The 24,104-nt window shown below is 55.3% G+C and carries 25 protein-coding genes; 18 read left to right on the plus strand and 7 right to left on the minus strand.

From position 1 onward, the window contains the following. Positions 1-31: 31 nt before the first annotated feature. From DQG23_RS34335 to thpD, 15 genes are all read left to right on the plus strand, one after another. Entirely contained in the window at positions 32-1,129 is a 1,098-nt protein-coding gene (locus DQG23_RS34335) for an amidase domain-containing protein (protein WP_238178170.1), read from the plus strand. A 64-nt stretch (positions 1,130-1,193) separates the two neighbouring features. Continuing rightward, entirely contained in the window at positions 1,194-2,321 is a 1,128-nt protein-coding gene (locus tag DQG23_RS34340; RefSeq protein ID WP_113035557.1) for a D-alanine--D-alanine ligase, read from the plus strand. 84 nt (positions 2,322-2,405) lie between these two features. Further along, positions 2,406-2,726: a hypothetical protein gene (locus DQG23_RS34345; RefSeq protein WP_113035558.1), complete on the plus strand. Its 321-nt coding sequence runs from the start codon at positions 2,406-2,408 to the stop codon at positions 2,724-2,726. A gap of 201 nt (positions 2,727-2,927) precedes the next feature. Continuing rightward, positions 2,928-3,920 (plus strand): UV DNA damage repair endonuclease UvsE, encoded by a 993-nt coding sequence (uvsE, locus tag DQG23_RS34350; RefSeq protein ID WP_113035559.1) that lies wholly within the window; start codon positions 2,928-2,930, stop codon positions 3,918-3,920. A gap of 138 nt (positions 3,921-4,058) precedes the next feature. After that, complete coding sequence (gene fabI, locus DQG23_RS34355) at positions 4,059-4,832, plus strand: enoyl-ACP reductase FabI (protein ID WP_113035560.1); 774 nt, start codon at positions 4,059-4,061, stop codon at positions 4,830-4,832. 126 nt (positions 4,833-4,958) lie between these two features. Beyond that, positions 4,959-5,774: a sulfite exporter TauE/SafE family protein gene (locus DQG23_RS34360; protein ID WP_113035561.1), complete on the plus strand. Its 816-nt coding sequence runs from the start codon at positions 4,959-4,961 to the stop codon at positions 5,772-5,774. Between the two features lie 206 nt (positions 5,775-5,980). Then, entirely contained in the window at positions 5,981-6,844 is an 864-nt protein-coding gene (locus tag DQG23_RS34365) for an inositol monophosphatase family protein (RefSeq protein WP_238178171.1), read from the plus strand. Between the two features lie 465 nt (positions 6,845-7,309). Then, positions 7,310-8,212, plus strand: coding sequence for an ectoine/hydroxyectoine ABC transporter substrate-binding protein EhuB (ehuB, locus tag DQG23_RS34370; protein WP_113035563.1), 903 nt, complete (start codon positions 7,310-7,312; stop codon positions 8,210-8,212). A gap of 3 nt (positions 8,213-8,215) precedes the next feature. Continuing rightward, positions 8,216-8,875: an ectoine/hydroxyectoine ABC transporter permease subunit EhuC gene (gene ehuC / locus DQG23_RS34375; protein ID WP_113035564.1), complete on the plus strand. Its 660-nt coding sequence runs from the start codon at positions 8,216-8,218 to the stop codon at positions 8,873-8,875. Further along, positions 8,876-9,526 (plus strand): ectoine/hydroxyectoine ABC transporter permease subunit EhuD, encoded by a 651-nt coding sequence (ehuD, locus tag DQG23_RS34380; RefSeq protein ID WP_113035565.1) that lies wholly within the window; start codon positions 8,876-8,878, stop codon positions 9,524-9,526. An 18-nt stretch (positions 9,527-9,544) separates the two neighbouring features. Continuing rightward, a complete protein-coding gene (gene ehuA, locus DQG23_RS34385; protein ID WP_113035566.1) occupies positions 9,545-10,408 on the plus strand; it encodes an ectoine/hydroxyectoine ABC transporter ATP-binding protein EhuA in 864 nt (287 codons plus the stop codon). 3 nt (positions 10,409-10,411) lie between these two features. Then, positions 10,412-10,924, plus strand: coding sequence for a diaminobutyrate acetyltransferase (ectA, locus tag DQG23_RS34390; protein ID WP_113035567.1), 513 nt, complete (start codon positions 10,412-10,414; stop codon positions 10,922-10,924). Positions 10,925-11,024: 100 nt separating this feature from the next. Further along, complete coding sequence (gene ectB, locus DQG23_RS34395) at positions 11,025-12,338, plus strand: diaminobutyrate--2-oxoglutarate transaminase (RefSeq protein WP_113035568.1); 1,314 nt, start codon at positions 11,025-11,027, stop codon at positions 12,336-12,338. Between the two features lie 34 nt (positions 12,339-12,372). Further along, positions 12,373-12,759 carry an ectoine synthase gene (locus DQG23_RS34400; RefSeq protein WP_113035569.1) on the plus strand — a complete coding sequence of 129 codons (387 nt, stop codon included), beginning with the start codon at positions 12,373-12,375 and terminating at the stop codon, positions 12,757-12,759. Positions 12,760-12,778: 19 nt separating this feature from the next. After that, a complete protein-coding gene (thpD, locus tag DQG23_RS34405; RefSeq protein ID WP_113035570.1) occupies positions 12,779-13,660 on the plus strand; it encodes an ectoine hydroxylase in 882 nt (293 codons plus the stop codon). Positions 13,661-13,865: 205 nt separating this feature from the next. On the opposite strand, the gene fdhD is transcribed toward thpD, so the two are convergent. The 3 genes from fdhD to DQG23_RS34420 all read right to left on the minus strand — a co-directional run bounded on the left by fdhD (position 13,866) and on the right by DQG23_RS34420 (position 17,637). Then, positions 13,866-14,666 (minus strand): formate dehydrogenase accessory sulfurtransferase FdhD, encoded by an 801-nt coding sequence (fdhD, locus tag DQG23_RS34410; RefSeq protein ID WP_113035571.1) that lies wholly within the window; start codon positions 14,664-14,666, stop codon positions 13,866-13,868. A 39-nt stretch (positions 14,667-14,705) separates the two neighbouring features. Continuing rightward, on the minus strand, positions 14,706-17,057 hold the full coding sequence (locus tag DQG23_RS34415; protein WP_113035572.1) for an FdhF/YdeP family oxidoreductase: 2,352 nt from the start codon (positions 17,055-17,057) through the stop codon (positions 14,706-14,708). 199 nt (positions 17,058-17,256) lie between these two features. Next, positions 17,257-17,637 (minus strand): Na-translocating system protein MpsC family protein, encoded by a 381-nt coding sequence (locus DQG23_RS34420; RefSeq protein ID WP_113035595.1) that lies wholly within the window; start codon positions 17,635-17,637, stop codon positions 17,257-17,259. A 452-nt stretch (positions 17,638-18,089) separates the two neighbouring features. On the opposite strand from DQG23_RS34420, the gene mobB reads away from it, so the two are divergent. After that, complete coding sequence (gene mobB / locus DQG23_RS34425; protein ID WP_238178172.1) at positions 18,090-18,635, plus strand: molybdopterin-guanine dinucleotide biosynthesis protein B; 546 nt, start codon at positions 18,090-18,092, stop codon at positions 18,633-18,635. Next, positions 18,632-19,228, plus strand: coding sequence for a molybdenum cofactor guanylyltransferase (mobA, locus tag DQG23_RS34430; protein WP_113035574.1), 597 nt, complete (start codon positions 18,632-18,634; stop codon positions 19,226-19,228). Before mobB ends, mobA begins: the two co-directional genes overlap by 4 nt. Before the next feature lie 383 nt (positions 19,229-19,611). On the opposite strand, the gene DQG23_RS34435 is transcribed toward mobA, so the two are convergent. The 4 genes from DQG23_RS34435 to DQG23_RS34450 form a co-directional block, all read right to left on the minus strand. Next, positions 19,612-20,259 carry an HAD family hydrolase gene (locus DQG23_RS34435; RefSeq protein WP_113035575.1) on the minus strand — a complete coding sequence of 216 codons (648 nt, stop codon included), beginning with the start codon at positions 20,257-20,259 and terminating at the stop codon, positions 19,612-19,614. A gap of 239 nt (positions 20,260-20,498) precedes the next feature. Further along, positions 20,499-21,122 carry a hypothetical protein gene (locus DQG23_RS34440; protein ID WP_113035576.1) on the minus strand — a complete coding sequence of 208 codons (624 nt, stop codon included), beginning with the start codon at positions 21,120-21,122 and terminating at the stop codon, positions 20,499-20,501. Positions 21,123-21,445: 323 nt separating this feature from the next. Continuing rightward, positions 21,446-22,276, minus strand: coding sequence for a sugar phosphate isomerase/epimerase family protein (locus DQG23_RS34445; RefSeq protein ID WP_113035577.1), 831 nt, complete (start codon positions 22,274-22,276; stop codon positions 21,446-21,448). Between the two features lie 20 nt (positions 22,277-22,296). Next, on the minus strand, positions 22,297-23,280 hold the full coding sequence (locus DQG23_RS34450; RefSeq protein ID WP_158560849.1) for a Gfo/Idh/MocA family protein: 984 nt from the start codon (positions 23,278-23,280) through the stop codon (positions 22,297-22,299). A gap of 256 nt (positions 23,281-23,536) precedes the next feature. On the opposite strand from DQG23_RS34450, the gene DQG23_RS34455 reads away from it, so the two are divergent. Next, positions 23,537-24,022, plus strand: a complete 486-nt coding sequence (locus DQG23_RS34455; RefSeq protein ID WP_113035579.1) for a nitroreductase family protein — start codon at positions 23,537-23,539, stop codon at positions 24,020-24,022. Positions 24,023-24,104: the final 82 nt, after the last annotated feature.

Below are 24,104 nucleotides of genomic sequence, written 5' to 3' on the forward strand. Positions count from 1 at the left end.
GTGCTGCCCGCGCGCTATGGAGGTGCCTTCTTTGAGCTGGAAAACGGTGCTGTACGATTATGTTCACAACCGCAGCCAAATGGAGCTCGACTACGCTGCGGCTCCCGTTCTGTCCTTGGTGCGAGACGAGGCGTTCGCGGAGAAGCTGAGCCTGAGAGCAAGCCGGACGATGCTGCTGCACATGGAACGCAACCTGAAGCCGCTGCGCCATGAAACGAGGCTGAAGCTGCTGGCCGTCAACGAGGCGGACGGACATATTTACGCCGATATCGAGATGAACCGGATGCTGCAGTACGAATGCCGCTCGCGCCGAAGCCGCGAAGACCGGTCGGATCGGGAGCGTCTTCAGCTGTCGTTTCGGGGCGGCGGATGGATCATTGCGAAGGTGACTCCTCTGCAAACCGAGTCCAGCCGTCCGGCACCTTGGCCGGATTCCGGTCAGGAAGACGACGCGGCGGGCATGGAATTCGGAGCTCCCATTCAAGGGAATAAAAGCAGGGCAAGGGCGGGAAATTCTTATTCGGACGTCTTTTCCGTCGATTCGGAAGAGCTGACGGTCGTCAAATCGACGCCGTTCCTGAACAACCGGTACGTAAATTCCCAGTTGGAAAAGCAGCGCCGTCAAATTGCGTACGATCGCGAGAAAGTGCGGCAATACGCGGAAACCTGGTGGAACGGGGCGAATCCGCAGTATGAGCATTTTGAAGTGGATTGCTCGAGCTTCGTCTCGCAGTGCATCTTTGCAGGCGAAGCGCCAATGAACTATACTGGAAAAAGAGGTTCGGGATGGTGGTACCGGGGGAAGTACGGGTATCAGGAGCTGTGGAGCTACAGCTGGGCTGTCGCCAACGGGCTCGCCCGCTATTTGGGCTCCAAGAGCCGTGTCGGACTTAGCGCGGAGGCGGTCGATTCGCCGCGCGACCTGGAAATAGGCGATGTCGTAAGCTACAGCTGGGAGGGGGGACCCTACCAGCACAGTACGATCGTTACCGCCTTCGACGGCGACGGCATGCCGCTCGTTAACGCGCATACGGTCAACAGCCGCCACCGCTATTGGGATTACCGCGATTCCTATGCTTGGACGGAGCGGACCAAATACAGCTTCTATCATATCGCCGACAAAATGTGAGGCAAATAGAGAAACCACATAATTGCAGGGGCTTTCCGCCGGAAAGCCTACAGGAGGAGCACCGATGACGAAGAAAATCCGGGTTGGACTTGTGTACGGGGGCAAATCGGGGGAGCACGACGTATCGCTGCAAACCGCGCTCGCCGTGATCAAGGCGTTTGACCATGCCAAATATGAAATTCATCCTTTCTACATTACAAAGCAGGGCGAATGGCGCCAAGGGCCGGCGCTGACCGCACCTGCCGCATCCAAAGAGGAGCTGACCTTCGCCTCGCTGCCCGACGGCGGCGGACAACCGGGTAAAGCGTCGCCGCTGGCGATCGCGCCGATCTTCGGCTCGGCGGGCGCAAACGATAAGTCTGAAGGGCGTCCGCTCGACGTCGTTTTTCCTTTGCTGCATGGAACGTACGGGGAAGACGGAACGATTCAGGGACTTCTGGAAATGGCCGACATTCCATACGTAGGAGCAGGCGTGCTGGCGTCGGCCGTGGGCATGGACAAAGTGATGATGAAAAAGCTGTTTGCGCAGGAAGGGCTGCCGCAATGCTTGTTCCGTCATTTTACGAAGGCGCAGTGGGAGAAAAACCAGTCGTTTTATTTGATGGAAATCGAGACGGTACTCGGTTACCCGTGCTTCGTGAAGCCTGCCAACCTCGGCTCGAGCGTGGGCATTTCGAAGGCGCGCAATCAGGAGGAGCTGCTGAAGGCGGTCGCCGAGGCGTTCCAATTCGACAGGAAGGTTATCGTCGAGGAGCTGATCGATGCGCGCGAGGTGGAAGTCAGCGTGCTCGGCAACGACCGGCCTCAAGCTTCGGTTCCGGGGGAAATCGTGTCGTCCAACGAGTTCTACGATTACAAGGCAAAATATGTGGACGGTAAATCCGCAATGATCATCCCCGCAGAAATTCCGGACGAAACGAAGGAACGGCTGCAGTCGCTTGCTATTCGCGCATTCGAGGCGATCGACGGATCGGGCTTGTCCCGCGTCGACTTCTTTCTCGACAAGACGGACGGCAGCGTCTACATCAATGAAATCAATACGATGCCCGGCTTTACGCCATTCAGTATGTATCCGATGCTTTGGGCCGAATCGGGCAAGCCTTACGGCGAGCTGCTGAACGACTTGATCGAGCTTGCGCTCGAGCGTCATGAAGCGAAGAAAGCGATCCGCTACAGCTTCGATGTCGAGTAGTTACGCCCTTCGGAAGATGACTGGACCGGCTTGCAGCGTTAATCCGCCCGTACTTGCGGGATAATATACCATGGAGGTGTTGGAATGGGATTTCAGACCGAATTCAATTCCGTTTGTAAATTCAAGTCTAAACAGGAGCTCGACGATTTGCTCGAATACGGCCGCGGCAAAATGGTCAAAAGCGGCTTCCGCGTATTTCCGACCGGACAGAAGGTCATCGCGTATACGCCCGAGAACAAAGCGATCGCTATCGTGCGCATTATCGCGTCGATCGCCGAGATCAACTTTCAGGGCGAGGAAGTGACGCAGGTTGAAATGGAGCTTGTGCGCAAGCTGACCGCTCAGGAGGCTGAAGTGCAAAGCGCGCTTGCCCACGAAATGTTTTTCGGCGAACGGCAGGGGTAATCGAGCGTATGGTGGCTGACGGGCGACAAGCCATAATTTTTGCAGGTCTGGGGATGTTAACGTTATGCGCGGCATAACGGCTTCATGCTGGCGTAAATAAGCTGCCGTCCGAGAGCGCAGGCTGCGTCTGAAGTAATGGCCGGTGTCTGTGAAGGATCGGCGGCGGTGTTATACGGAAGCGGGAAACGGAGCACTCACCAGATGATCGTACGATTCGGTTACGTTGCTATGTCCGCGATAGTCGAGAATGCGTCCCCGTCCAAAACGATGACGGCGACGCGCTTCGCTCAGCTGCCCGACAGGGAAGCGGCTGTTCGCAAGCTGGAACGGATCGCCGCCGAAAATTTGCAAAACACGCTGCGGCTGCTTCGCCACAACCGGGCGCATGATATCCGCGTTTACCGTTTCTCGTCCAAGCTGATCCCGCTGATCGGCCACGAGCTGCTCGCCGGCTGGGACCCGTTCCCCGTTCTGGCGGAGGAGTTTGCGGCAATCGGCGCTTATGCGCGCGAGCACGGCATGCGGACAAGCTTTCATCCGGATCATTTTACGGTATTAAGTACGCCCCGCGAAGTAGTGCTGCGAAATTCGGTGAAGGATTTGAATACGCATGTGCGGATGCTTGAGGCGATGGGACTGAACGAGGCTTCCAAGTGCAATATTCATATCGGCGGCACCTACGGCGACAAAACGGCATCGTTCGAACGGTTTTGCCGGCAGTTTCAGGAGCTGGACGACAGAATCAAGCGGAGAATCACGCTGGAGAACGACGATAAGACGTATACGGCGCTCGAAACGCTGGAGGCTTGCGAACGGCTCGGCGTTCCCATGGTGCTCGATCTGCATCATCACGCGGTCAATAACGAAGGCGCGTCGGCCGAGGAGCTTTGGACACGGATATTGAAAACGTGGGGAGAAGATGGAGCAGATCCGCATGATACGGGACAAGCATGGCTCCCGCCCAAAATTCATGTCTCGAGCCCTAAGAACGATAAGGATATTCGCGCACATGCGGATTATGTCGATGCTCAGCCGCTGCTTGCTTTTCTGCAAGCCGTCGCCCCGCAAACGCCGAGGCTGGATGTCATGCTGGAGGCCAAAAAGAAAGATGCCGCGCTGCTGCAGCTCATGCGTGATGTAAGCGGATGTCCGGGCGTAAGGCCGCTTGGAGACGCGTCGGTGGAAATTTGCTAGGTTTGGCCTGCAATACCGCTTTCCCTCTTGAAAAATGGTTAAAAATGGGGTACGTTGATGGGTAGAACGTGCTTGTACTTTTCATTTGCTGGAATGTATATCTTGAGGGCAATTTGGTGAGAGAGGGGAACGGTTCGTATGAGTCAATTGTTAACCGGCAAAAATATTCTCGTCATGGGTGTGGCCAACGATCGCAGCATCGCGTGGGCGATTGCACAATCGCTTGCGGCGCAAGGCGCCCGTCTTGCATTTACATACGAAAGCGAACGGGTGGAGGAGCGGGTGCGCAAGCTTGCGGAAACGCTTCCGGGCGAAACGCTCGTACTGCCTTGCAACGTTACCGTCGATGAAGAGATCGACGCGCTTGCGGCAGCGCTTAAAGAGCGGTTCGGCGTCCTTCACGGATATGTTCACAGCATCGCCTTTGCCAAAACGGAAGAGCTGGAAGGCTTATACGTCGATACTTCGCGCGCGGGCTTTGCGCTTGCGCACGATATAAGCGCCTATTCGCTCGTTGCCGTCAGCAACCGCATTTATCCGCTTATGACCGAAGGGGGCAGCATCATGACGATGACCTACCTCGGAGCGGAGCGCGCGATGAAAAACTATAACGTGATGGGGGTCGCCAAAGCCGCGCTCGAGGCGAGCGTCCGCTACTTGGCCAACGACCTCGGCCAGTACAACGTCCGCGTCAACGCGATTTCTGCGGGTCCGATCCGTACGCTGGCCGCGAAGGGCATCAAGGATTTCAACTCAATTCTGAGAACCGTCGAAGAAAAAGCGCCACTTCGCCGCACGACCGAAACCGCCGAGGTGGGCGACACCGCGATGTTCCTCATGAGCAACCTGTCCCGCGGCATTACCGGCGAAGTCATTTATGTAGATAACGGGTATCATATCGTAGGGGTATAAGGATAAGATCGCGGGGAGCATGGCGAACCGCAAACGAGCCATCCGTTATCGAGGGGGAGCCCTTGACCGGATGGTTTCGTCTTTTTCTACTAGTCAAGACATTGCGCAGTAAAGGGGTAGAGCCCATTGTTCATCGGCTTCGTCATCTTGTTCCTCATCGGTCTCGTATCCGCCACATTCGGCAGCATCGTCGGTCTCGGGGGCGGCATTATCATCGTGCCTGCACTCACGCTGCTTGGGCCTGCCCTGCTGAACGAAACGATTTCGAGTCCCGTTGCCGTAGGCACGTCGTTAACGGTGCTGATCGTTACGGCACTCGCCTCGACCGTTACTTATGTCAAACAGGGCAAAGTCGATTTTCGCAGCGGATGGCTGTATTTTGCCGCAAGCGGTCCGGCTTCGATCCTCGGCGCTTCGTTCACCGGGGCGTTCAACGGTCCGGCCTTCCAGCTGACGTTCGGTTTTTTTATGCTTTTTATGGCCGGCTTGATGGTCGCACGCGATTATTTAAAGCCCGTTCATATCGATTGGAGCATACAACGAGTACTCGTCGATGCGTCCGGGACCGAGCACCGCTACGGTTATAATGTGATTTCTGCGCTGCTAGTCGGCGTCGGCGTCGGGCTTATTTCCGGCTTGTTCGGTATCGGCGGGGGCTCGCTTTTCGTGCCGCTTATGGTTTTGTTGTTTCGGTATCCGCCTCATGTGGCGACGGCTACTTCGATGTTCGTCATTTTTTTGTCGGCCATACTCGGCAGCGCGACGCATGTCGCATTAGGAGAGGTCGACTGGCTGGCCGTAGCCGCGCTGGCGCCGGGAGCCTGGTTCGGGGGCAAGCTAGGCGCCCGTATCGCATCGCGGATGAGCGGCAAGGGGCTGCTTTGGCTGCTGCGCATTACTTTGTTCGTGCTGGCGGTCCGGATGATCGCGGCGGGTCTTTAGGTTTACGAGCATTTTCCCGATTTGTCACATGTTACGATCAATTTTGGTTGAAACGCCGTAGCAATTATAGCGTAATTTGACTATACTGAACTTGTGTGGAAAAACGCTTTCCCAGTACTAGTTTCGGGCATTTTCCATAGAACGGAAAGGCCGCGGCAGACGGATAAAGCCCATCTCTGCAAGTATGAATGAAAGAGTGGATACCATTGACGACGAATGAAGGCAAATCGGCATATACGGTCAGCAGCAAAAGCTTTACGGCGGTTGCCATCAATACGGCGGCAAAAGCCGGAGAATGGATAAAGAGCAAATTAGGCGATTACAATAACCTCGATTTGAAATATTCCTCCCATGACCTTGTTACGGAAGTGGACAAGGGCTCGGAGAAGATGATACGCAACTTGCTTATGACGCATATTCCCCATCATTCCTTCCTTGGGGAGGAGGGCGTCGAGGCGGGACCGGAGGCTTCCGCAGAAGCGCTTAAGGAAGTGCGCGACGACGAATATTTGTGGATCGTCGACCCGCTGGACGGCACGACGAATTTCGTGCACGGGTTCCCTTATTATGCGGTGTCGATCGCGCTTGCCCATAAGGGCGAGATTATTGTCGGCGTCGTTTACGACCCTACGCGCGACGAGCTTTTCGTAGCGGAGAAAGGGAAGGGCGCTTATGTGAAAGGCAAGCGGATGACCGTTTCGCAGGAGCTCAAGCTTTCCGAAGGCTTGATTGCAACCGGCTTCCCGGTCGACCAGAAGGTTAACCTTCCTTGCAATCTGGCAGGGATTCAAGCGGTCGCGCCGAAGGTACGCAATATTCGCACGGCTGGTGCGGCGGCGCTGCATTTGGCTTATGTGGCGGCAGGACGCTTGACCGGCTTCTGGGAAATCGGGCTGCACGCATGGGATATAGCGGCAGGCTCCCTGCTTGTGCAGGAGGCCGGCGGCCGCATTACGGATACGGCGGGCAAGCCTTACACGCTTGAAGCCCGCAGCGTAATCGCGACGAACGGCAGCATTCACGGTGAGCTGCAGACCGTCCTTGCAGACGCGAAAGCAACCGGATTGTAAGTGCAAAAGCAGACCGACCGCATTGCGCGGAAGGGCTGCTTTTTTTTACAGGGAAGTACTTGTAATCGGGGATAGCGTTGGCAGCTAATACCGGAGAAAAAGAATAGAGCGGCCTTCTTGCAGCGTGTCTGCGGAAGGCGCTCTTTTTTTGTTTGGCCTAATTCAGTCGATTTCCGTTAAAAAGATTCAAAAAAGCTCAAAATCATTAATTTAATCAGGTTTATCTTTCACTTTTATTAATTATTTATGATTATCTTCACCGATCTAATTTTTCTGAAAATTGCGAATTAGTCAGCATAGGGGAGGATATGGGAGGGATTTTTTGGATAAATCCGCTAATCTTTCCTCACCGGAGGAGAGCGGGGTTGAGGAAGGCTCAGGAGGGATTACCCGGGATGATCGAACCGTAAAGATCATGCTACCCTTATATGGGGCCCCGAAAATAAGGTAAAAAGGAGTTTTTCGATGAGGAAGTTGTTTTCGTACGCGCTATGTTTAACACTGGGCATTATGCTGGTGGGCTGCTCTGCCGAAAACACAAGCGGCCAAACAAATGCAAACGGTGAAAAGCCAACCAATCAGGAAAACACGCTCGAGAAAGCCAAAAGGGAAGGTTTCGTTACAGTAGGTTTCGCCAATGAGAAGCCCTACGCTTACGCCACGCCGGACGGGAAGCTGACAGGTGAGGCCGTTGAGATTGCCAGAGTGATCCTTAAGAACATCGGAATCGGCGAAATGAACGGCGTTTTGACCGAGTTCGGGTCCTTGATCCCGGGCTTGAAGGCCAAACGATTCGATGTGATTACCGCAGGCATGTTCATCAACCCGGAACGCAGCAAGGAAGTTTCCTTCGCGAACCCTGAATACAGCATCGGCGAAGCGATCGCCGTGAAGAAAGGAAATCCTCAACGTTTACATAGCTACAAAGATATCGCAGCTAGCAAAGAAGTCAAGGTAGCCGTCATGGTCGGAGCTATCGAGAACGAGTACTTGACCAAGTCTGGCGTAGCGCAAAATCAAATCGTGACCGTACCGGATCAGCCGTCCGCCATATCGGCGCTGCAGGCGGGGCGCGTGCACGCCGTTACGATGACGGGGCCTTCCATACAGGCTGTCCTGGACTCGGCGAAGGACGACGGAATCGAGCGCGTGATGGACTTTACGCAGCCGGAGATCGACGGCAAGAGCGTAAGAGGTTACGGAGCCGCAGCATTCCGCAAGGAGGACGATGCGTTTAGAGAGGCGTTTAATGCGGAGCTCGAGAAGCTTAAGGAATCGGGCGAGCTGCTGGAGATTTTGAAAACATTCGGCTTCACGGAGCAAGAGCTGCCGGGCGATAAAACGGCCGAACAGCTTGCCAAGGAATAAAGGATGCTGCAAACGTCGATTTGGGAATTTACGCCTCTGTTATTGCGCGGCGCGCTTATTACGATCGAAGTTACGCTGGCGGCTACCGTAGCGGCTGTCCTGTGCGCATTTTTATCCGGCTTTCTCCGATTGTCGAAATCCCGTTTCCTGCGGCTGATCGGAACGGTATATGTGGAGGTTTTTAGAGGGACGTCTTTGCTTGTTCAATTGTTTTGGCTTTATTTCGCGCTGCCGATCCTGCTGGACATTCATATTTCGGCCATGAGCGCGGCGATTGCGGCCATCGGCTTGAATTACGGAGCTTACGGCTCCGAGGTGGTGCGCAGCTCGATCGTCTCGGTGCCCAAAGGCCAATACGAGGCGGCAACCGCTCTGAATATGAACCCTTGGCTGCGGATGCGGCGGGTCGTTCTTCCGCAAGCGCTGCCGCTTATGCTTCCGTCCTTCGGAAATTTGCAGATCGAGCTGCTTAAAGGAACTTCGCTCGTATATTTGATCACATTAACGGATTTGACTTATCAAGGCATGATACTTCGTTCGTACGACAGCTCGAAGACGCCGGAAATATTCGCTATGCTGCTCTTCTTGTATTTCATTCTTGCGTATTCCTTCACGTGGGTGATTCGTTTCCTGGAACGCAGAAGCGCAAAGGGGAGAGCGTAGATGTGGGATTGGTCATATGCTTTTCAAATTTTGCCCGAGCTGGCTAACGTGCTGCCGATTACGATAGCGGCGACAGTCGTCGGATTTGCGGCGGCGTGCGTGCTTGGTTTGCCTTTATCGCTGGCTCGAAAATCTAATTACAAGGCAGTCTCTTACCTGGCTCTGGGTTGGATCGAGTTCATCAGAAGTACGCCATTGCTTGTACAGCTGTTCTTCCTGTTTTACGCGCTTCCCTTGTACGGGATCTCGTTCTCGCCGTTTGCGGCAGGGGTGCTCGGGCTGGGCTTGCACTACAGCACTTACATGTCGGAGGTGTTTCGTTCGGGCATCGATGCCGTTCCGGCAGGGCAGTGGGAAGCGGCGAAGGCGCTCAACTTCGGCAAGAGGCGAACCTGGACCAACATCATTTTGCCGCAGGCGGTACCGCCGATCATTCCGGTCATGGGCAATTATTTCATTACGATGTTTAAGGAAACGCCGCTGTTGTCGGCTATTACGCTTGTCGAGCTTTTACAAACGGCGAAAGCGATCGGATCGGGGTCGTTTCGGTATTTGGAGGCCTTTACGCTTGTCGGTCTTTTATTTTTCCTGTTGAGTTACCCTTCATCCTTGCTTGTCGGCAGACTGGAAAAGCGGTTCCAGCGAAAATAGGAGGGAGGAGCGATAAAAATGGACGATGAGGTACATGGCGGGGGAACGCCTGACGGCGTGCATCAAGAGCCTGTGGTCAAGTATCGCAAGGTAAGCAAATCGTATGGCTCTACGGTTGTTTTGAACGAAATCGACTTGGATATTTATCCCGGCGAAAAGGTAGCGGTCATCGGCCCGAGCGGCTCCGGCAAAACGACGCTGGCGAGGATGCTGATGACGCTGGAGGAGCCTACGGCCGGTACGATCGAGGTGGACGGGGAGCTGCTGTGGCATCAGAAGGTTAAAGGCAAGCTGGTCCCCGCGAACGAAAAGCATCTTCACAATGTGCGAAGCAAGATCGGCATGGTGTTTCAGCATTTTCATCTCTTTCCCCATATGACAATTTTGCGGAATGTGACGGAAGCGCTGATCCATGTGCAGGGCATGAGCCGGGCCGAAGCGACCGAACGCGCATTGGAGATGCTGGAGAAGGTCGGACTGTCCGACAAGGTGGACGAATACCCTTCCCGTCTGTCCGGCGGCCAAAAACAACGGGTAGCCATTGCCAGAGCCGTCGTCATGCGGCCGAGAGTCATGCTGTTCGACGAGGCGACTTCCGCGCTCGATCCCGAATTGGTGGGCGAGGTGTTAAGCGTCATTAAGGATTTGGCCGCAGCGGGAGACATGGCGATGATGCTAATTACGCATGAGATGGATTTTGCCGGCGAAATAGCGGATCGCGTTATATTTACGGATGCGGGCTCCATCGTGGAGCAGGGGACGCCCGAACAAATATTCGAACGTCCGCAAAGCCCGAGGCTGCAGGCATTTCTAAGCCGGTTCAGACAAACATGGTTTATGGGCGGCGTGCAAGAAGCGTCGATATCCGCGGAGAAGAGGTGACTCATGCAACACAATGCGATAGAAGCTTGCAGGTTTACGATCAGAAAGGCAAACGTTCATGACGGCAAACGGATATGGAGACTTGTCTCCGAAAGCGGGAGGCTCGACGTCAATTCGCCTTATTGCTATATCATGCTGACCGAATATTTCAAGGACACTTGTCTGGTTGCGGAAATGGGCGGCGAGGCGGTCGGCTTCGTTTCCGCCTTTCTGCAGCCGGCGAAGCCGGAGACGCTGTTCGTATGGCAGATCGCCGTATCGGATGCGCACCGCGGTCATGGAATCGCCGATTCCTTGCTTTCCGCGCTTGTCGCCGAAGAATGCTGCAGACGAGTGCGCTTTGTCGAAGCTACCGTTTCGCCAGATAATAGGCCGTCCAAGAGGCTTTTCGAGAAGCTGGCTCGGAAACTCGGCGCTCCGCTTGCGGCAGGCGAAGGATTCGCCGCTTCGTTATTCCCCGGAGAAGCGCATGAGGATGAGCGGCTGATCCGGATCGGGCCGATTTTGCGGCATTAGGGAGAAGGCGGGCGGATGGGCTACCGAATAAATTGCAGGATTACAGGCTGAATTCATTGCTGAAGGTTATGAATTACGGATTGACGGAGGGAGCAGAACGATGAAACTTTTGAATACGGCTATGCCGTCTTTGCATGTTTTCGATACGCTGGAGTCGGAGGTTCGCAGCTATTGCCGGTCGTTCCCCACTGTTTTTAGCAAAGCGAAAGGGTATCGGCTGTGGGATGCCGCCGGGAACGAATATATCGATTTTTTCGCCGGCGCGGGTGCGCTGAACTACGGGCATAATCATCCGTCGATGAAGCAGAAGCTGCTTGAATACTTGCTGGAAGACGGCGTCACGCACAGTCTCGATATGGCTACGGAGGCGAAGGAGCGGTTTTTGGAGCGGTTCCGGAGCGTTATTTTGGAGCCCAGAGGGCTTTCGTATAAAGTCATGTTTCCGGGCCCGACAGGCACGAACTCGGTGGAAAGCGCATTGAAGCTCGCCCGGAAGGCGACGGGGCGTTCGACGGTAATCGGGTTTACGAATGCTTTTCACGGAATGACCTTGGGCGCCTTGTCCGTCACGGGCAACAAATTCAAGCGTAGAGGGGCGGGAATCCCTCTTCACCATACCGTTTCCATGCCGTATGACGGGTATATGGGCAAAGACAGCGATACGCTCGATTACTTGGAGAGTTATCTGAATGACAGCGGCAGCGGGGTTTCGCTTCCGGCCGCGATCATCGTGGAAACGATTCAAGGCGAAGGGGGCATCAACGAAGCGAGTATAGGGTGGCTCCAGCGGCTTGAAGGGATTTGCAGAGCGAAAAATATTTTGCTGATCGTCGACGATGTGCAGATGGGTTGCGGCAGAACGGGGACTTTTTTCAGCTTCGAGCATGCGGGGATTACGCCCGATTTGGTTTGCTTGTCGAAATCGATCGGAGGCTACGGGCTTCCGATGGCGCTAACCCTGATCCGGCCGGACCTGGATATTTGGGAGCCCGGGGAGCATAACGGGACGTTCCGGGGCAATAATTTGGCGTTCGTCACGGCGGCGGAAGCGCTGCGTTACTGGGAAACCGAGCATTTCGCCCAGGAGATTGCCGCAAAAGGGGAGATCGTTCACCGGTTCTTGCTTCAGCTGGTTGCCGAATATCCGCAGCTGCGGGGAGAAGTCAGGGGGAGAGGGCTTATGCAGGGTATAGCCTTCTCCATCCCGGGTTTGGCTGATGAAGTAAGCAAAGCAGCCTTCGCCAAGGGACTGATTATGGAGACGTCCGGGACGGACAGCGAGGTCGCCAAAATCATGCCGCCGCTTACGATCGACGAACCCGGCTTGGCTAAGGGCTTGGACATATTACGGCAAAGCATGCGCGAAGCGGCGGCAGAACGGGACACGAGCGGGATGAAGCGGGAAAGCAAGTAATCCTACAACTTTCAACGGAACGGGAGGCGATTCTATGATCGTCAGGCAATTGTCGGAAATCGTCGGGACCGAGCATGATGTGGATACCGACACATGGAACAGCAGAAGATTGCTGCTGAAGAAGGACGGGGCCGGTTTTTCGCTGCACGATACGCTTATTAAAGCAGGGACCGAGACGGAGATTTGGTATAAAAACCATATCGAAGCCGTGTATTGTATCGAAGGCGAGGGAGAAATCGAGGTTATCGGCGAAGGAACGGTTTATCCCATCAGGCCTGGAACGCTTTATGTGCTGAACGGCCACGAAAAACATTTGCTGCGGGGAAAAAGCCGGATGAGAATGGTGTGCGTGTTTAACCCGCCTTGTACGGGGACAGAGGTGCACGACGCGGAAGGTACGTATCCGATTATGGACAATTAAGGAAAAGGGGTATGCGAGTATGATAACTTCCCATTCAAACGATTTGTATCCGTCGAGAATTTATCCGCAGCCGAAGCTGCTGGAGCGCCGGGATCCCGTCATTTATAACCGCGAGATCAGCCAGTCGGAAATTAGCGCGGAGCAGCTGGCGTTTTACGAAGAAAACGGGTATTTGTTTCTGGATTCGTTCTTCGAGGAAGCCCAAATAGCGGTATGGAAGCGGGAGCTTGCGGCTATTCTGGAGCAAAACAAAACCGCCGCTAAACCCGAGGTGATTCGGGAGCCCGGCGGCGACGAGATCCGATCCGTTTTTGCGGTGCACCGGGATTATCCGGTTTTCCGGCAGGCTGCGCTTCAGCCGCGTATTCAAGCGGTGGTGCGACAAATACTGGGAAGTGAAGTATACGTCCATCAGTCCCGCATCAACGTGAAAAAAGGATTTACGGGTAAAGAGTTCTATTGGCACTCGGACTTTGAAACGTGGCACGCCGAGGACGGCATGCCGAGGATGAGAGCGCTCAGCTGTTCCATTGCGCTGGAAGACAACAATGCGAACAACGGCCCGTTGATGGTCGTGCCCGGCTCGCATCGAACCTTCGTTTCTTGCGTGGGGCAGGCTCCGGACGATCATTACAAGTCGTCGCTCCGCCGCCAAGAGTACGGGGTCCCGGATCAGGAAAGCTTGAAGCATCTGGTCGAGCAGGGCGGAATTGTAGCGCCGACAGGGAAAGCGGGGTCTATCATCCTATTCGATTGCAATTTGATGCACGGCTCGAACAGCAATATTACCCCTTATCCGCGAAGCAATATTTTCATCGTTTACAACAGCGTTGAAAATAAACTGACCGTGCCTTACTCGGGGCAGCAGCCTAGACCGGATTTCATTGCGACGCGTTCCTGAAGAGCCTTTGTCTGCGGACTGCCATTGGCAGTGTTGAAACAGCTGCTGCGGGGTAGGCGTAGGCGGGCGGCGAGATGAGGAATGCAAAAGAGAGGGTCCAGCCGGATTACGGCCGGACTCTCTTTTTTTGTGCAAAATCAATACAGCGTTAAAAGTGTTCTGAAGGAAACCGCACCACGCGGTGGCTTACGATACACAAGGATTGTTAAAGCTTCGCGACGATCCGCTCGGGATGCGTGTAAACGTTCATGCTGCCGCTGCGGATAAAGCCGACTGCGGTAATGCCCAAGTCATGCGCAAGCTCGAGTGCCAGATCCGTCGGCGCCGATTTGGAGAGCAGGATGCCTGCGCCGATTTTGGCTGTCTTCAGCACGACCTCCGACGAAATGCGGCCGCTGAATGCGAGCGCTTTATCAGCCGCAGGTATGCCGTTTCGCAGCATATGGCCGAATATTTTATCCAGCGCGTTATGACGGCCGATGTCGGTGCGCGCCGCTAGCAGCTCATCGGGCGTACAGAGCCCGGCATTATGCAGGCCGCCGGTTCGCTGAAAGCCCGCGGAGCCGTTCTGCAGCTTCGCCATCAAGTCGAAGCATTGCTCGGGCGATATTTGCAGCCGGGTCATGACCGTTTTGGCCGTTCGGACGTCATTGTGAAAATAAAACTGCCGGCTTTTGCCGCAGCAGGAGCCGATAAATCTTTTGGCATAATAGTCTTTGCCGATGGATTGCTTGCGCGTCAGCTCTACGTCGACGAATCCCCGCGATTCGTCAAGCCGCAGACCGGCGATATCGTCCATGCGGCGGATAACCGCCTCGGATGCGAGAAAGCCGATCGTCATATCCGTCAAGTCGCTTGGCGTACAGACGATCGTAGCGAATTCTTCGCCGTCGAGCCGAATCGTCAATGGCAGCTCGGCAGCGATTTCATCGTCGATTTCCGTAAACGTCCCGCCGCCGTATTTATGGATCGTCCATTTGACGGTTTCTTCCCGATTCCCGCTCATTCCGGTTCCTCCTTGCCTGCGTGCGATATCCTGCAGCCGTTACTCCGGCTCCGTTTCGAGCTCGGCGATGCGCCGTTCCACGTACTTCGTATCTTTAAAGGCGTGAAACGTTTCGGCCTTTTCGAGAATGACCGTGGTGTTATATTCCGGGATGCCGGCGAAAGGCTCGTAAACGCCCTTCGGAAGCAGAGCGTTCCCCTCCGGCCAGTATAAGGCGATGTTGCCTTCGCGAATCATGTCGAATTTGGCGCGGCCGTGGAAAACCCCGTACCGGTTATAGGCGACGATAGCGTCCCCCTCGCGTATGCCGAGCGCGCGCGCGTCGGATTTATGAAGCAGCACGTCGAAACGGTCTGCGGCATTGAAAGGATCCGTATCGCTGTACACCATCGAATTAAACTGTTTGCCCCGGCGCGTCGTGACGAAGAAATGCCCCTCATGCTTGCGGAGCTCGGGCAGCTCGATGGGCAGCAGCCGGCCGCGCCGGTCGGGCGTCGGGCAGACGCCTCCTTCGCACAGATAGGCGTTGCCCCATTGGAAAACGTCGCCCTTCTTGCGCAGATGCTGGACGCCGTCGTAATAAGGAGCGGCGGTTGCGATCTCGTCGCGGATGGCCTGTGCGCTCGAAAGACTGTCCAGCGCAGGATGCCCCGGCTTTACCCTCGCCGCAAGATCGGCGTAAATACGCCATTCGGCGCGGGCTTCGCCCATGCGTCCGCCCGCGATTTCGGGCGAGAAGTAGACCATTCGCTCAGTCGATGTCGACGTTCCGCCGCCCGGCTGCTCGTAGCGGGTCATCGCGGGCAGCACGAGGACCGCTTCCTTCGCGTCCGCGAGCGTGGACGTATTGAGAATGATGTCCTGGTGGACGCGGATATCGACCGATTCCAGACAGCGCCCGATAAAAGCCGGATCGGGCATCGTCTCGAGGAAGTTGCCCCCCGACGTATAAAACAGCTTCAGCTTCCGTTCGTGATTCTCGGGCAGCACGGCATTCTCGAGCGTTACGCCGACGATATCGCCCTGCCAGCGCGGCAAGGAAAAGCCCCATATGTTCTCGATTCGGCGAATGTCGTCTTCGTTAAAGTCGCCTCCCGGCAGGCTGAACGGGTCCGCTCCCATTTCACCGGAGCCTTGAACGCCGCTATGCCCGCGAATCGGCATGACCCCGCAGTGCTCGCGGCCGATAAAGCCGCGCAGCAGCGCCAAATTGGCAACCTGCGAAATATTGTCCGTCCCGAACCGGTGTTGCGTCAGTCCCATACTCCAGACGAAAACCGCCGATTTAGCCCGGGCAAGCAGCTCGGCGAACTCGCATATCCGCTCCCGCGTCAGTCCCGAGGAGCGCTCCAGCAGGCTCCAGTCCTGCTTCGTCACATGCGCCTCGAGCGCAGCAAGTCCTGTCGTATGCGCTTCGACAAAGCTCCTGTCGATCGCCGAGCCGCGCTGCCGCGCTTCCATGTCGAACCAATGCTTCATGATGCCGTTCATTAAAGCGATGTCGCCGCCGATGTTGACCTGATAAAAATCGTCGGCAATTTTCGTGCCGAAAAGGGCCGATTCCGGAATAGAAGGCACCCAGTAGCTGTCCATGGACGGCTCGTGATACGGATTGATGACGATGATTTTCGTTCCTTTGCGTTTCGCCGCATACATGTATTTCGTCGACACCGGCTGGTTGTTCGCCGCCACGCTGCCCCAGAAAACGAGCACGTCGGTTCCGATCCAGTCCTTGTAGCTGCAGCTAGAAGCGCCGATGCCGAGCGAACGCTTCAGCGCCGTTTTGGAAGGAGAGTGGCAAATGCGGGACGCATTGTCGATATTGTTCGTCCCAAGCAGCCTGGCGACTTTGCCGGCGGCGTAATACGACTCGTTAGTGATGCCTCGCGCGGTCAAGTAAAAAGCAAGCTGCTTCGGCTGGATGCTGCGTATTTTATCCGCAATCAGATCGAGCGCTTCATCCCACGAAATGCGGCTGAAGCGTTCTTCTCCCTTCCGGCGGATAAGCGGGTAGGGGATACGTCCCAGCTTGCGCAGCGCGGAGCTGTCGAGCTTGCGCAGCTCGCCGATATCGGCGTGCAGCGTTTCCGGCGCGATCGCCGGCATCGTGTTCAAGCGCAGCACATTCAGGCGCGTCGTGCATAAATGCGGGCCTTCCAGCGTTTGATCGTATAAGCCGGACACACCTAGCGCGCAGCCGTCGCAGACGCCTTGAGTCAATATCCGGTATGCGTAAGGCAGACTGTCGCGGTTTTCCCAGACGACCTTCATCGTGTCGCGGATGTGATGCGGTTTGATTTTGCCAAGACCGAACGGCACCTTGCTCACCCACAAGCTCGGCTCGGGGCGGGAAGGCAGCTTGATCGGACCGGTATGCTTCGTGCTGCCCATGCTTTCACCTCTTTCATTTCTGTAGAAACAAGATAAACGGCTGCAATTAAAAAAACGCCGCGACATGACGGATTCATTTGCAATCGTCATTCACAGCGTTCGTCTCCGGCAGGTTCGCTGCCAAGCGCCAACGGCTTCGTGCTTTGATTCGCTTCTCGGGGATCCCGGGAGCCAATATTTTCGTTTGGTCTGCAGCGTATTACCGGTTGGATGATTTGTCGCTTTCGCCGAATTTTTGCCCGATATCCTGATCGAAAACAAAAATAGACATACCGAAGTCTTTCTCGATATCGATATCGACGTACAAGTCGACGAATTTTGCGTCCAGCAGCTCTTCGAGCTCGACAGGGTGGTGGTTCCGGTACATGTCCTTGACCATTTGCGTTCTGGCTTGCCGTAAAATATGCTTGCCGTCGTCCGACGTCGAAATGAACTTCTCTACCGGAGAGAGGTTGCCGGATATTTCGCAGATCGCCCAGTTTTTGCAAAAGGTCGTTCGGATTTCGCGCGGGCCTTTGCCCATATGACGTTTGCGAAACGCCTTTACGATGTTGCTGAACTCGGCTTCCGTTTTGTTCATCGTCTTCAACTCCGCCGGCATTATCGTTAGCTTCTGCGTTCGTTTAACCGGTGACAGGTTGCGCTATTCCGTGTCAAACGAGTCGGTGCAGAGCGGGGCAATCGTTTCTGGTTGCGGGCAAACGGCCGAAATCGCCGCCCTTTTATCATTATGCAGTAAAGCTCGGCGTCATTTCACAGGCCATTTTGAAATATTGGCATTTCGACGGTAAACGCTGGTGCAGCGCCAAAATACGCTGAAAGGCGTTTGTCCTTCGTTTATCAGAAAGTAAATCGTGGAGGCTGCTCTCAACCCCGGTTAACGCGCCAATCCTTAAAAAGAAGCCGCTTATCCTTGCAGCCGATCTATGCTAATCTTAACAAAGAAAGCGTATGCATACAATGCCTATTCGAGGTTTGCAGAGGAGCGCTTCGCGCGGCGGCTAAAAAAATAAGTGCGAAGGAGAGATGCGGGTGAGCGGTCCAAGCGTGTTTCAAGTGGTCGGATATAAAAATACCGGCAAAACGACGCTGATCTGCCGGCTGGTTCAAGCATTCAAGCGCAGCGGTTACCGTGTCGGGACGATCAAGCATGACGGGCACGATTTTGAGATCGATAAGCCGGGTACGGATACGTGGAAGCATCGGGCTTCCGGCGCCGATATGGTGGCGATTACGTCGGCCTTCCAAACGGCGATGATTGAGAGCCGGCCTGCAACGCTGCAGGAATTGATCGGCCGTATGAACAGCGCGGACATCGTACTGGCGGAGGGTTTTAAAGCCGAGCATTATCCCAAAATCGTGCTGCTGAAGGATCGTGAGCACCGCGAGCTGCTGGAGCGGGTGAGCTTCCCGATTGCGGCTGTTTGTTGGTATGACGAAACGGACGCGGCGGATGCGGTCGCTGAACCGGGAAAGGCGGAGGTGCCTCGCTTTGCGATCGACGATGCCGACGGCATTTTTCAGCTGTTGCTTGATCATATCCGTTCGAATGGACAGCGCGGAGGGGATAGAGGATGATACACGGCATCCTGCTTGCCGGCGGGCGAAGCTCGCGCATGGGTACCGACAAAGCGCTGCTGCCCGTTGAAGGGAAGCCGCTGATCCGGCATATTTGCGAAAATATGCTGACGCTATGTGAAAATGTGACGGTGGTCGTCTCAAGCTTGCAGGAATATCGCTATGCGGAGGCGTTGGCGGCCGGGCCGCACAGCCGCATCCGTTTCGCCGAAGACATGTTCCCGGGCAAAGGCCCGCTCGCCGGCATTCATGCGGGCCTGTCGGCGATGCCCGATGAAGGCTACGGCTTCGTTATGGCTTGCGATATGCCCTATTTGTCTCCGGCATTGTTCAGGACGATGGCCGGGCGGTTGGACGGACAAGCCGATGCCGTATTATGCGCGGGACAGCCGTTTCATGCGTTTTACCATAAACGGGCGACACGGGCCGCTGAGGCTTTCTTGATGCAGGAAAAGCTGCGGCTGCAAGCTTTTTACGAGGCGCTGCACGCCGTCTACGTAACGCCAGACGATAGCGGCTGCTTCGAAAACCTGAACACGCCGGCCGAGTATGAAGCTTATGCGCGCAAGCAACGCGGCGGCCGCTCGAATTAAGACGGAGGCGTTCCGGTGATGCTGTATTAGTGGAGAAAACCTTATTGTTCATGAGGCTGTCCTCACTATTCCACCGGTAAAATGCTCGTTTTCGCCCGTTCGTGAGGCAAACGCAACTATCAATTTCATTTGCCTCACGAATAGTTGCCTTTGCCTCATTATGCCTCCAGAACACGGATTTTCGACGAGAGATAGTGAGGCTTGCCTTACTATCAGTAGTCTTTTCCTCACTAGTTCACCAGAACACAGGTCATCGACAGCATGGCGTATACATCCGAAGCTTCGGATTGATGGCGGCGACTATCCGTAAAGTAATCAAATGCCTGCAATACGGACTCCCATTCACGGGTTCAACGATCCGAAAAGGCAACTACCCCTGCAGTTCAACGCGTTTCCATGTAACGCCGAAACTCGTCCGCGCTTGCAACCGTCGCATCGGGTTCGACTGCAAAGACGGGCGACTGGACGACATCCAGCCAGCGAACGCCGATGACGGTTACGCCTGCGCTTCGGCCCGCTGCGATGTCGGCATCGCTGTCTCCGACGAACAGCGCCTCGCCCTTATCCGCGCCGAGTGCCGACAATGCCTTCAGAACGCCTTCCGGCGCAGGCTTCGGCTCCTCCACGTCGTCTCCGGTAACCGTCACGTCGAATAACCCTTCGAGCTGCAAGTGCTTCAGCGATATGTCGAGGCTCCTGCGAGCTTTGCCCGTCACGATGCCCAGCTTCATTCCGTTCGCTTTCAACTGCTCGAGCAGGTCGGCGATTTCCCGGTTCGGCTTCACCATCTCCGTGTGATGTTCCTCATAATAAGCGTAAAAGTCCTCGATCGCTTGTTCGACGCCGTCTCTCTTCGCAAGGTTGATCCGGATAATGCCGGCTTCCGAAGGACCGAACATGGAGACCACCTCTTCATCTGTAACATGTCTCCCGTCATAATGGCGAAACAATCGGCGGAAGCTGTGAAAACATAGCGGCAGCGTGTCGGCAATCGTTCCGTCGAAATCGAATAAAACCGTTTTTATCGTCATAATATCAGCCTCTTTTCGTCAGAAATGTCGGAAAGCCCGGTTAGCAAATAATGACTTGGTTCGAGCATTTCCCCGGAAATAATATTCCAATTTTTAGAATTCGACGAGCGAAAGGTTGCATGTTTCACATCTTGCGCTCCCACCATGTTTGGTCGTCAGCGCGTATATGCCGTGATCCTCTGGCACTCCGTTCGATCAGCAATTTTCGTGTTCAAGAATGCCGCCGGCCGATATTTCCGCTACTTGCGCTTAAGCGTATTTCGATTGACGTATCGGTCGATGATGCCGAGTTCGTCTCCGTTATCCTCCGACTGTTTCGAAGCACCGCCTTTAACTATATGCTCAAGCGATGCGCCTAATTGCTTCTCGTGTTGGACGGCGTCGTACATGAACCATAGAGGCACGTTCAAAGCTTCCTCCAGCCGCATGACCGTTTCCTCGATTGACGGATCGGCCAAAATATCTTGCAGCTCCGCGGCATCGACCGTCAGTTTGAGCGAACGGACGAGCGTGTCGGCATCGGCCGACTCTGCGTCCAGCCCGTAGACGTCGAGGCCGGGTCCCGCCACATGGGAAACGATCGTTTCGCCGTTTATCGCCACTGTGAGCTCCAGTACATCGTCGTCGAAGTAGCCGACGGACAGCACGGGCGAGCCTGTCAGCGAGGAGACGTTCTCCGCTTCTTCGACGACATTTCCCCAGCCGTACTCGTCTCCCAAAATAGAAACCCAACCCGGCGTGAAGCTCCCGATATAGTAGCGGCTAGGCACCCAATCTACAGCTGCGGGAAGCTCCCGAAATGCCGCAATAACCGCCTCCGTATCCTCGGATCGCACTTGCAAATTGCCGAATTTCGTTCCCATCCGGTTGCCCCTTTCGTCCTCCTGTCATCCCCCTTACTTTCTCGGGGAGGCTTCGTTTTTCCTGCTTGTCAAAGGCAGTCGCATACGATACGGCTGCCGTCTTACAACGGCGCAAAGCGCGGCGGGAGAGTGCGCGACGTTGACAAAATGCATCCTCGTGGTGCCGGCGGTCTTTCGGCACATAACGCACAGCCGGCAATCGGGATTTTGTTCCTCCTCGAGTTATATTTGAAGCGCTTTCAAGTCCGCAATGAGCTGCGCGCTAATAGACGAAAGAGGCAGACACCCTTTACGGGTATCTGCCTCTTGTCATGAAGGCTCGCTTATCTTGCGCCTTCGCCGATAATGACGCCGATATGTCTTGCGGTATCGTATACCGTTTGCAGCGGCGTTTCATTGTAAATGCCCACTTCGGCCGTCAATGTGTCCGAGTAGCCGATTTCCTGAAGCGCCTCGCGAACCGCTGTCCAGTTCACATCGCCCGAAAGCAGCGGCACGAAGCCGTGTCCGGTTCCTACGCTAGGGCGGAAGTCTTTGACGTGAACCTTGAAGATGCGCTCGCCGAGAATGCGGATCCATTGCTGCGGGAAGCCGTAGGCGAGAATGTTGCCGGCATCGAAATAGACGCCGACATGCTTCGAGCGGAAATAGTCGACATAGTCTCTCATTTCGAGAGGGGAGAGCAAAAATTTGTTCCACACATTCTCAACGCCGATGCGGACGTTGCGTTTCTCCGCTTCTTTGACGAGAAGCTCCAGCTCGCCGCGGCTGCGCTCGTAGCAAACGTCGTAAGACGTTTGCTCGTTGACGGCGCCCGGAACGACAAGCACCGTGTCTGCGCCGATCGCTTCGGCAAGCTCCAGCTGCTTGATCACGACGCGGCGTCCTTGCTCGCGCACGGCAGGGTCGTCCGCGGATAAGGGCGAACGCCACAACAGAGAGGTCGATATGCTGCGCAGCTGCAGACCATTGTCGCGGGCCAGCTTGGCGATGGCTTCGGCTTCGCTCGCCGTCGTCTCCATCGTAAGTCCGACTTCGCCCTCCGGATTGACATTTAATTCGACGGCATCATAGCCGGCGTCGCGGCTGACCGCGAATAGCTGCTCAAGCGGCGTGCCGGTAGGAAAGCACCATTGATTAACTCCTTTAAGCATGTCGAGATCTCCCTTCCCGTTTAAACGTTAGGTACGGATACCGTTTTGCGCTGATCAGCCGATTCGTTGACGGCAAGCGTGACGGCGAGCGTAGCGACCGCTTCGTCGTAGCTGCACAATACGAGATCCTGCCGGTTGGTGCGGACCGCTTCGACGAACGAACGGTTTTGCTCCAAGTAGAAGTCCATTTTCGACTTGATCGTGATGTTTTGTTCATTATCGATAATTTTCATGACGGTACCGTTGCCGTCCATTTGCAAATAGAAGTCTTTTCCGAAAAACTCCACATCCGCGCGTCCGAAATGCTGCGACAGGGAGGTGTTGCTGAAGTTTCCGGCTGCCCCGGACTGCATCGTGAAGGAGAAGACGCCGACGTCGTAAACCGTCGATTCCGGGTACTCCTTATGGATTTGCCGCTGCTCGTGAAAGGCGTGAACCTCGGCGAATTCGCCCGCCAAGTAGCGGATCATATCGACCTGGTGTGTCGATTGCTCGACCAGTTGGCCGCCGGACAGCTCCATCTTGCGCCACCAAGCGGCAGGAGGCATTCCGCCGATCCGGTAACCGAGCACCATATCGATTTCTTTGCCTTCCAAATATTTTTTGGCCTGTTGAACGTTATCCAGGTAGCGGAGACAATAGCCGGAGCTGTTAATGATGCCTGCTTCGCGGATGGCGCGGGCATTCGCTTTCGCTTCTTCCAGGTTAAGCGTGACGGGTTTCTCCGAAAGCAGGTGAATGCCGCGTTTGGCCGCTTCCTGCTCGATGCCGTTCCTGGCAAAAGGCGGCGAACAAATGAAAAGGGCGTCGACTTGCCCCGAATCGAGCAGCTTCTCGCTCGTTTCGTAAGCGGTTGCGCCGTACTTCGCGGCCATTTCTTGCGTTCTCTCCGCGTTGATGTCATAAACGGCCGTAATAACGGCGTGCTCGACTTTTTGCAGCGAATCCAAATGGTATTCCGCGATGCCGCCGACGCCGATAAATCCGATTCTAACCTTATCCACTCGTATATCCTCCCTTGTCCTGTGCGGTTGAAGCTGTACACGAACAGAATAGTCGATTCGGAACGGTCTGTATTTAAGGAAATCGCTTGGCAATTTACGCAAAAAGCAACAATTCCGTTATACGCCGTTTGCAAACCTGACGGGAGAAACCGATAATAGAAGAGGAACGGGTGGCAGGATGAGGAATCGTTTATTTCATAATCTCAGCAAGTATACCCTCCGCCGATTGTATTAGCTAATGAGGGAGTGGATAAGCGTGGAAGTGAAGCAAGCTGTGACGACGCGACGCAATGTGAAACAATTTAAGCCTGATCCGATTGAACGTGAGCTGTTGAACGGGTGGCTGGAAGCGGCAAGCTACGCCCCGAATCACCGCATGACCGAACCGTGGGAAATTCTCGTCATAGGACCCGAAACGAGGGCGAAGCTGAATCATAAAGAAGATTTCGGCGGCGCTCCGGTCGTAATCGCCGTGCTTTCGACGCCGGCGCAGACGCCGTTCGATCGCGACGAGCATGTGATGGCCGTCTCCTGCTTCGTGCAAAATTTCATGCTGTTGGCGCATGAGGCCGGAGCGGCGACCAGGTGGGCGTCATTCGGCTCCTCTCCGCGAAACCGTGAAATTATGGGCGTGCCGGAAGGCTTCGACGTCATCGGCGTGTTCGGCGTCGGCTATCCTGCCGAAGTGCCGGCCGTCAAAGCGCGGACGCCGATCGCGGAGAAGCTGCGGGAGCTGCCGTAGCCGCCTTACCGCTCGACTCGGCATGCATGAGCCGACAGGGGCTGCTTCAGACCGCCGGCGTATACGAATTAGCGAGAAAAGA

Source organism: Paenibacillus contaminans, assembly GCF_003285015.1.
GTDB classification, from domain to species: domain Bacteria; phylum Bacillota; class Bacilli; order Paenibacillales; family NBRC-103111; genus Paenibacillus_V; species Paenibacillus_V contaminans.

Bases quoted from the DNA above. Each gene is read 5' to 3' on its own strand.
- DQG23_RS34415 (WP_113035572.1), bottom strand. From the start codon at position 17,057: ATGGGCAGCACGAAGCATACCGGTCCGATCAAGCTGCCTTCCCGCCCC.
- fdhD (WP_113035571.1), bottom strand. From the start codon at position 14,666: ATGAGCGGGAATCGGGAAGAAACCGTCAAATGGACGATCCATAAATAC.
- ehuD (WP_113035565.1), top strand. From the start codon at position 8,876: ATGTGGGATTGGTCATATGCTTTTCAAATTTTGCCCGAGCTGGCTAAC.
- DQG23_RS34340 (WP_113035557.1), top strand. From the start codon at position 1,194: ATGACGAAGAAAATCCGGGTTGGACTTGTGTACGGGGGCAAATCGGGG.
- DQG23_RS34440 (WP_113035576.1), bottom strand. From the start codon at position 21,122: ATGGGAACGAAATTCGGCAATTTGCAAGTGCGATCCGAGGATACGGAG.
- fabI (WP_113035560.1), top strand. From the start codon at position 4,059: ATGAGTCAATTGTTAACCGGCAAAAATATTCTCGTCATGGGTGTGGCC.
- mobA (WP_113035574.1), top strand. From the start codon at position 18,632: ATGATACACGGCATCCTGCTTGCCGGCGGGCGAAGCTCGCGCATGGGT.
- ectA (WP_113035567.1), top strand. From the start codon at position 10,412: ATGCAACACAATGCGATAGAAGCTTGCAGGTTTACGATCAGAAAGGCA.
- DQG23_RS34345 (WP_113035558.1), top strand. From the start codon at position 2,406: ATGGGATTTCAGACCGAATTCAATTCCGTTTGTAAATTCAAGTCTAAA.
- DQG23_RS34435 (WP_113035575.1), bottom strand. From the start codon at position 20,259: ATGACGATAAAAACGGTTTTATTCGATTTCGACGGAACGATTGCCGAC.
- DQG23_RS34400 (WP_113035569.1), top strand. From the start codon at position 12,373: ATGATCGTCAGGCAATTGTCGGAAATCGTCGGGACCGAGCATGATGTG.
- thpD (WP_113035570.1), top strand. From the start codon at position 12,779: ATGATAACTTCCCATTCAAACGATTTGTATCCGTCGAGAATTTATCCG.
- ehuC (WP_113035564.1), top strand. From the start codon at position 8,216: ATGCTGCAAACGTCGATTTGGGAATTTACGCCTCTGTTATTGCGCGGC.
- uvsE (WP_113035559.1), top strand. From the start codon at position 2,928: ATGATCGTACGATTCGGTTACGTTGCTATGTCCGCGATAGTCGAGAAT.
- ehuA (WP_113035566.1), top strand. From the start codon at position 9,545: ATGGACGATGAGGTACATGGCGGGGGAACGCCTGACGGCGTGCATCAA.
- ehuB (WP_113035563.1), top strand. From the start codon at position 7,310: ATGAGGAAGTTGTTTTCGTACGCGCTATGTTTAACACTGGGCATTATG.
- ectB (WP_113035568.1), top strand. From the start codon at position 11,025: ATGAAACTTTTGAATACGGCTATGCCGTCTTTGCATGTTTTCGATACG.
- DQG23_RS34445 (WP_113035577.1), bottom strand. From the start codon at position 22,276: ATGCTTAAAGGAGTTAATCAATGGTGCTTTCCTACCGGCACGCCGCTT.
- DQG23_RS34420 (WP_113035595.1), bottom strand. From the start codon at position 17,637: ATGAACAAAACGGAAGCCGAGTTCAGCAACATCGTAAAGGCGTTTCGC.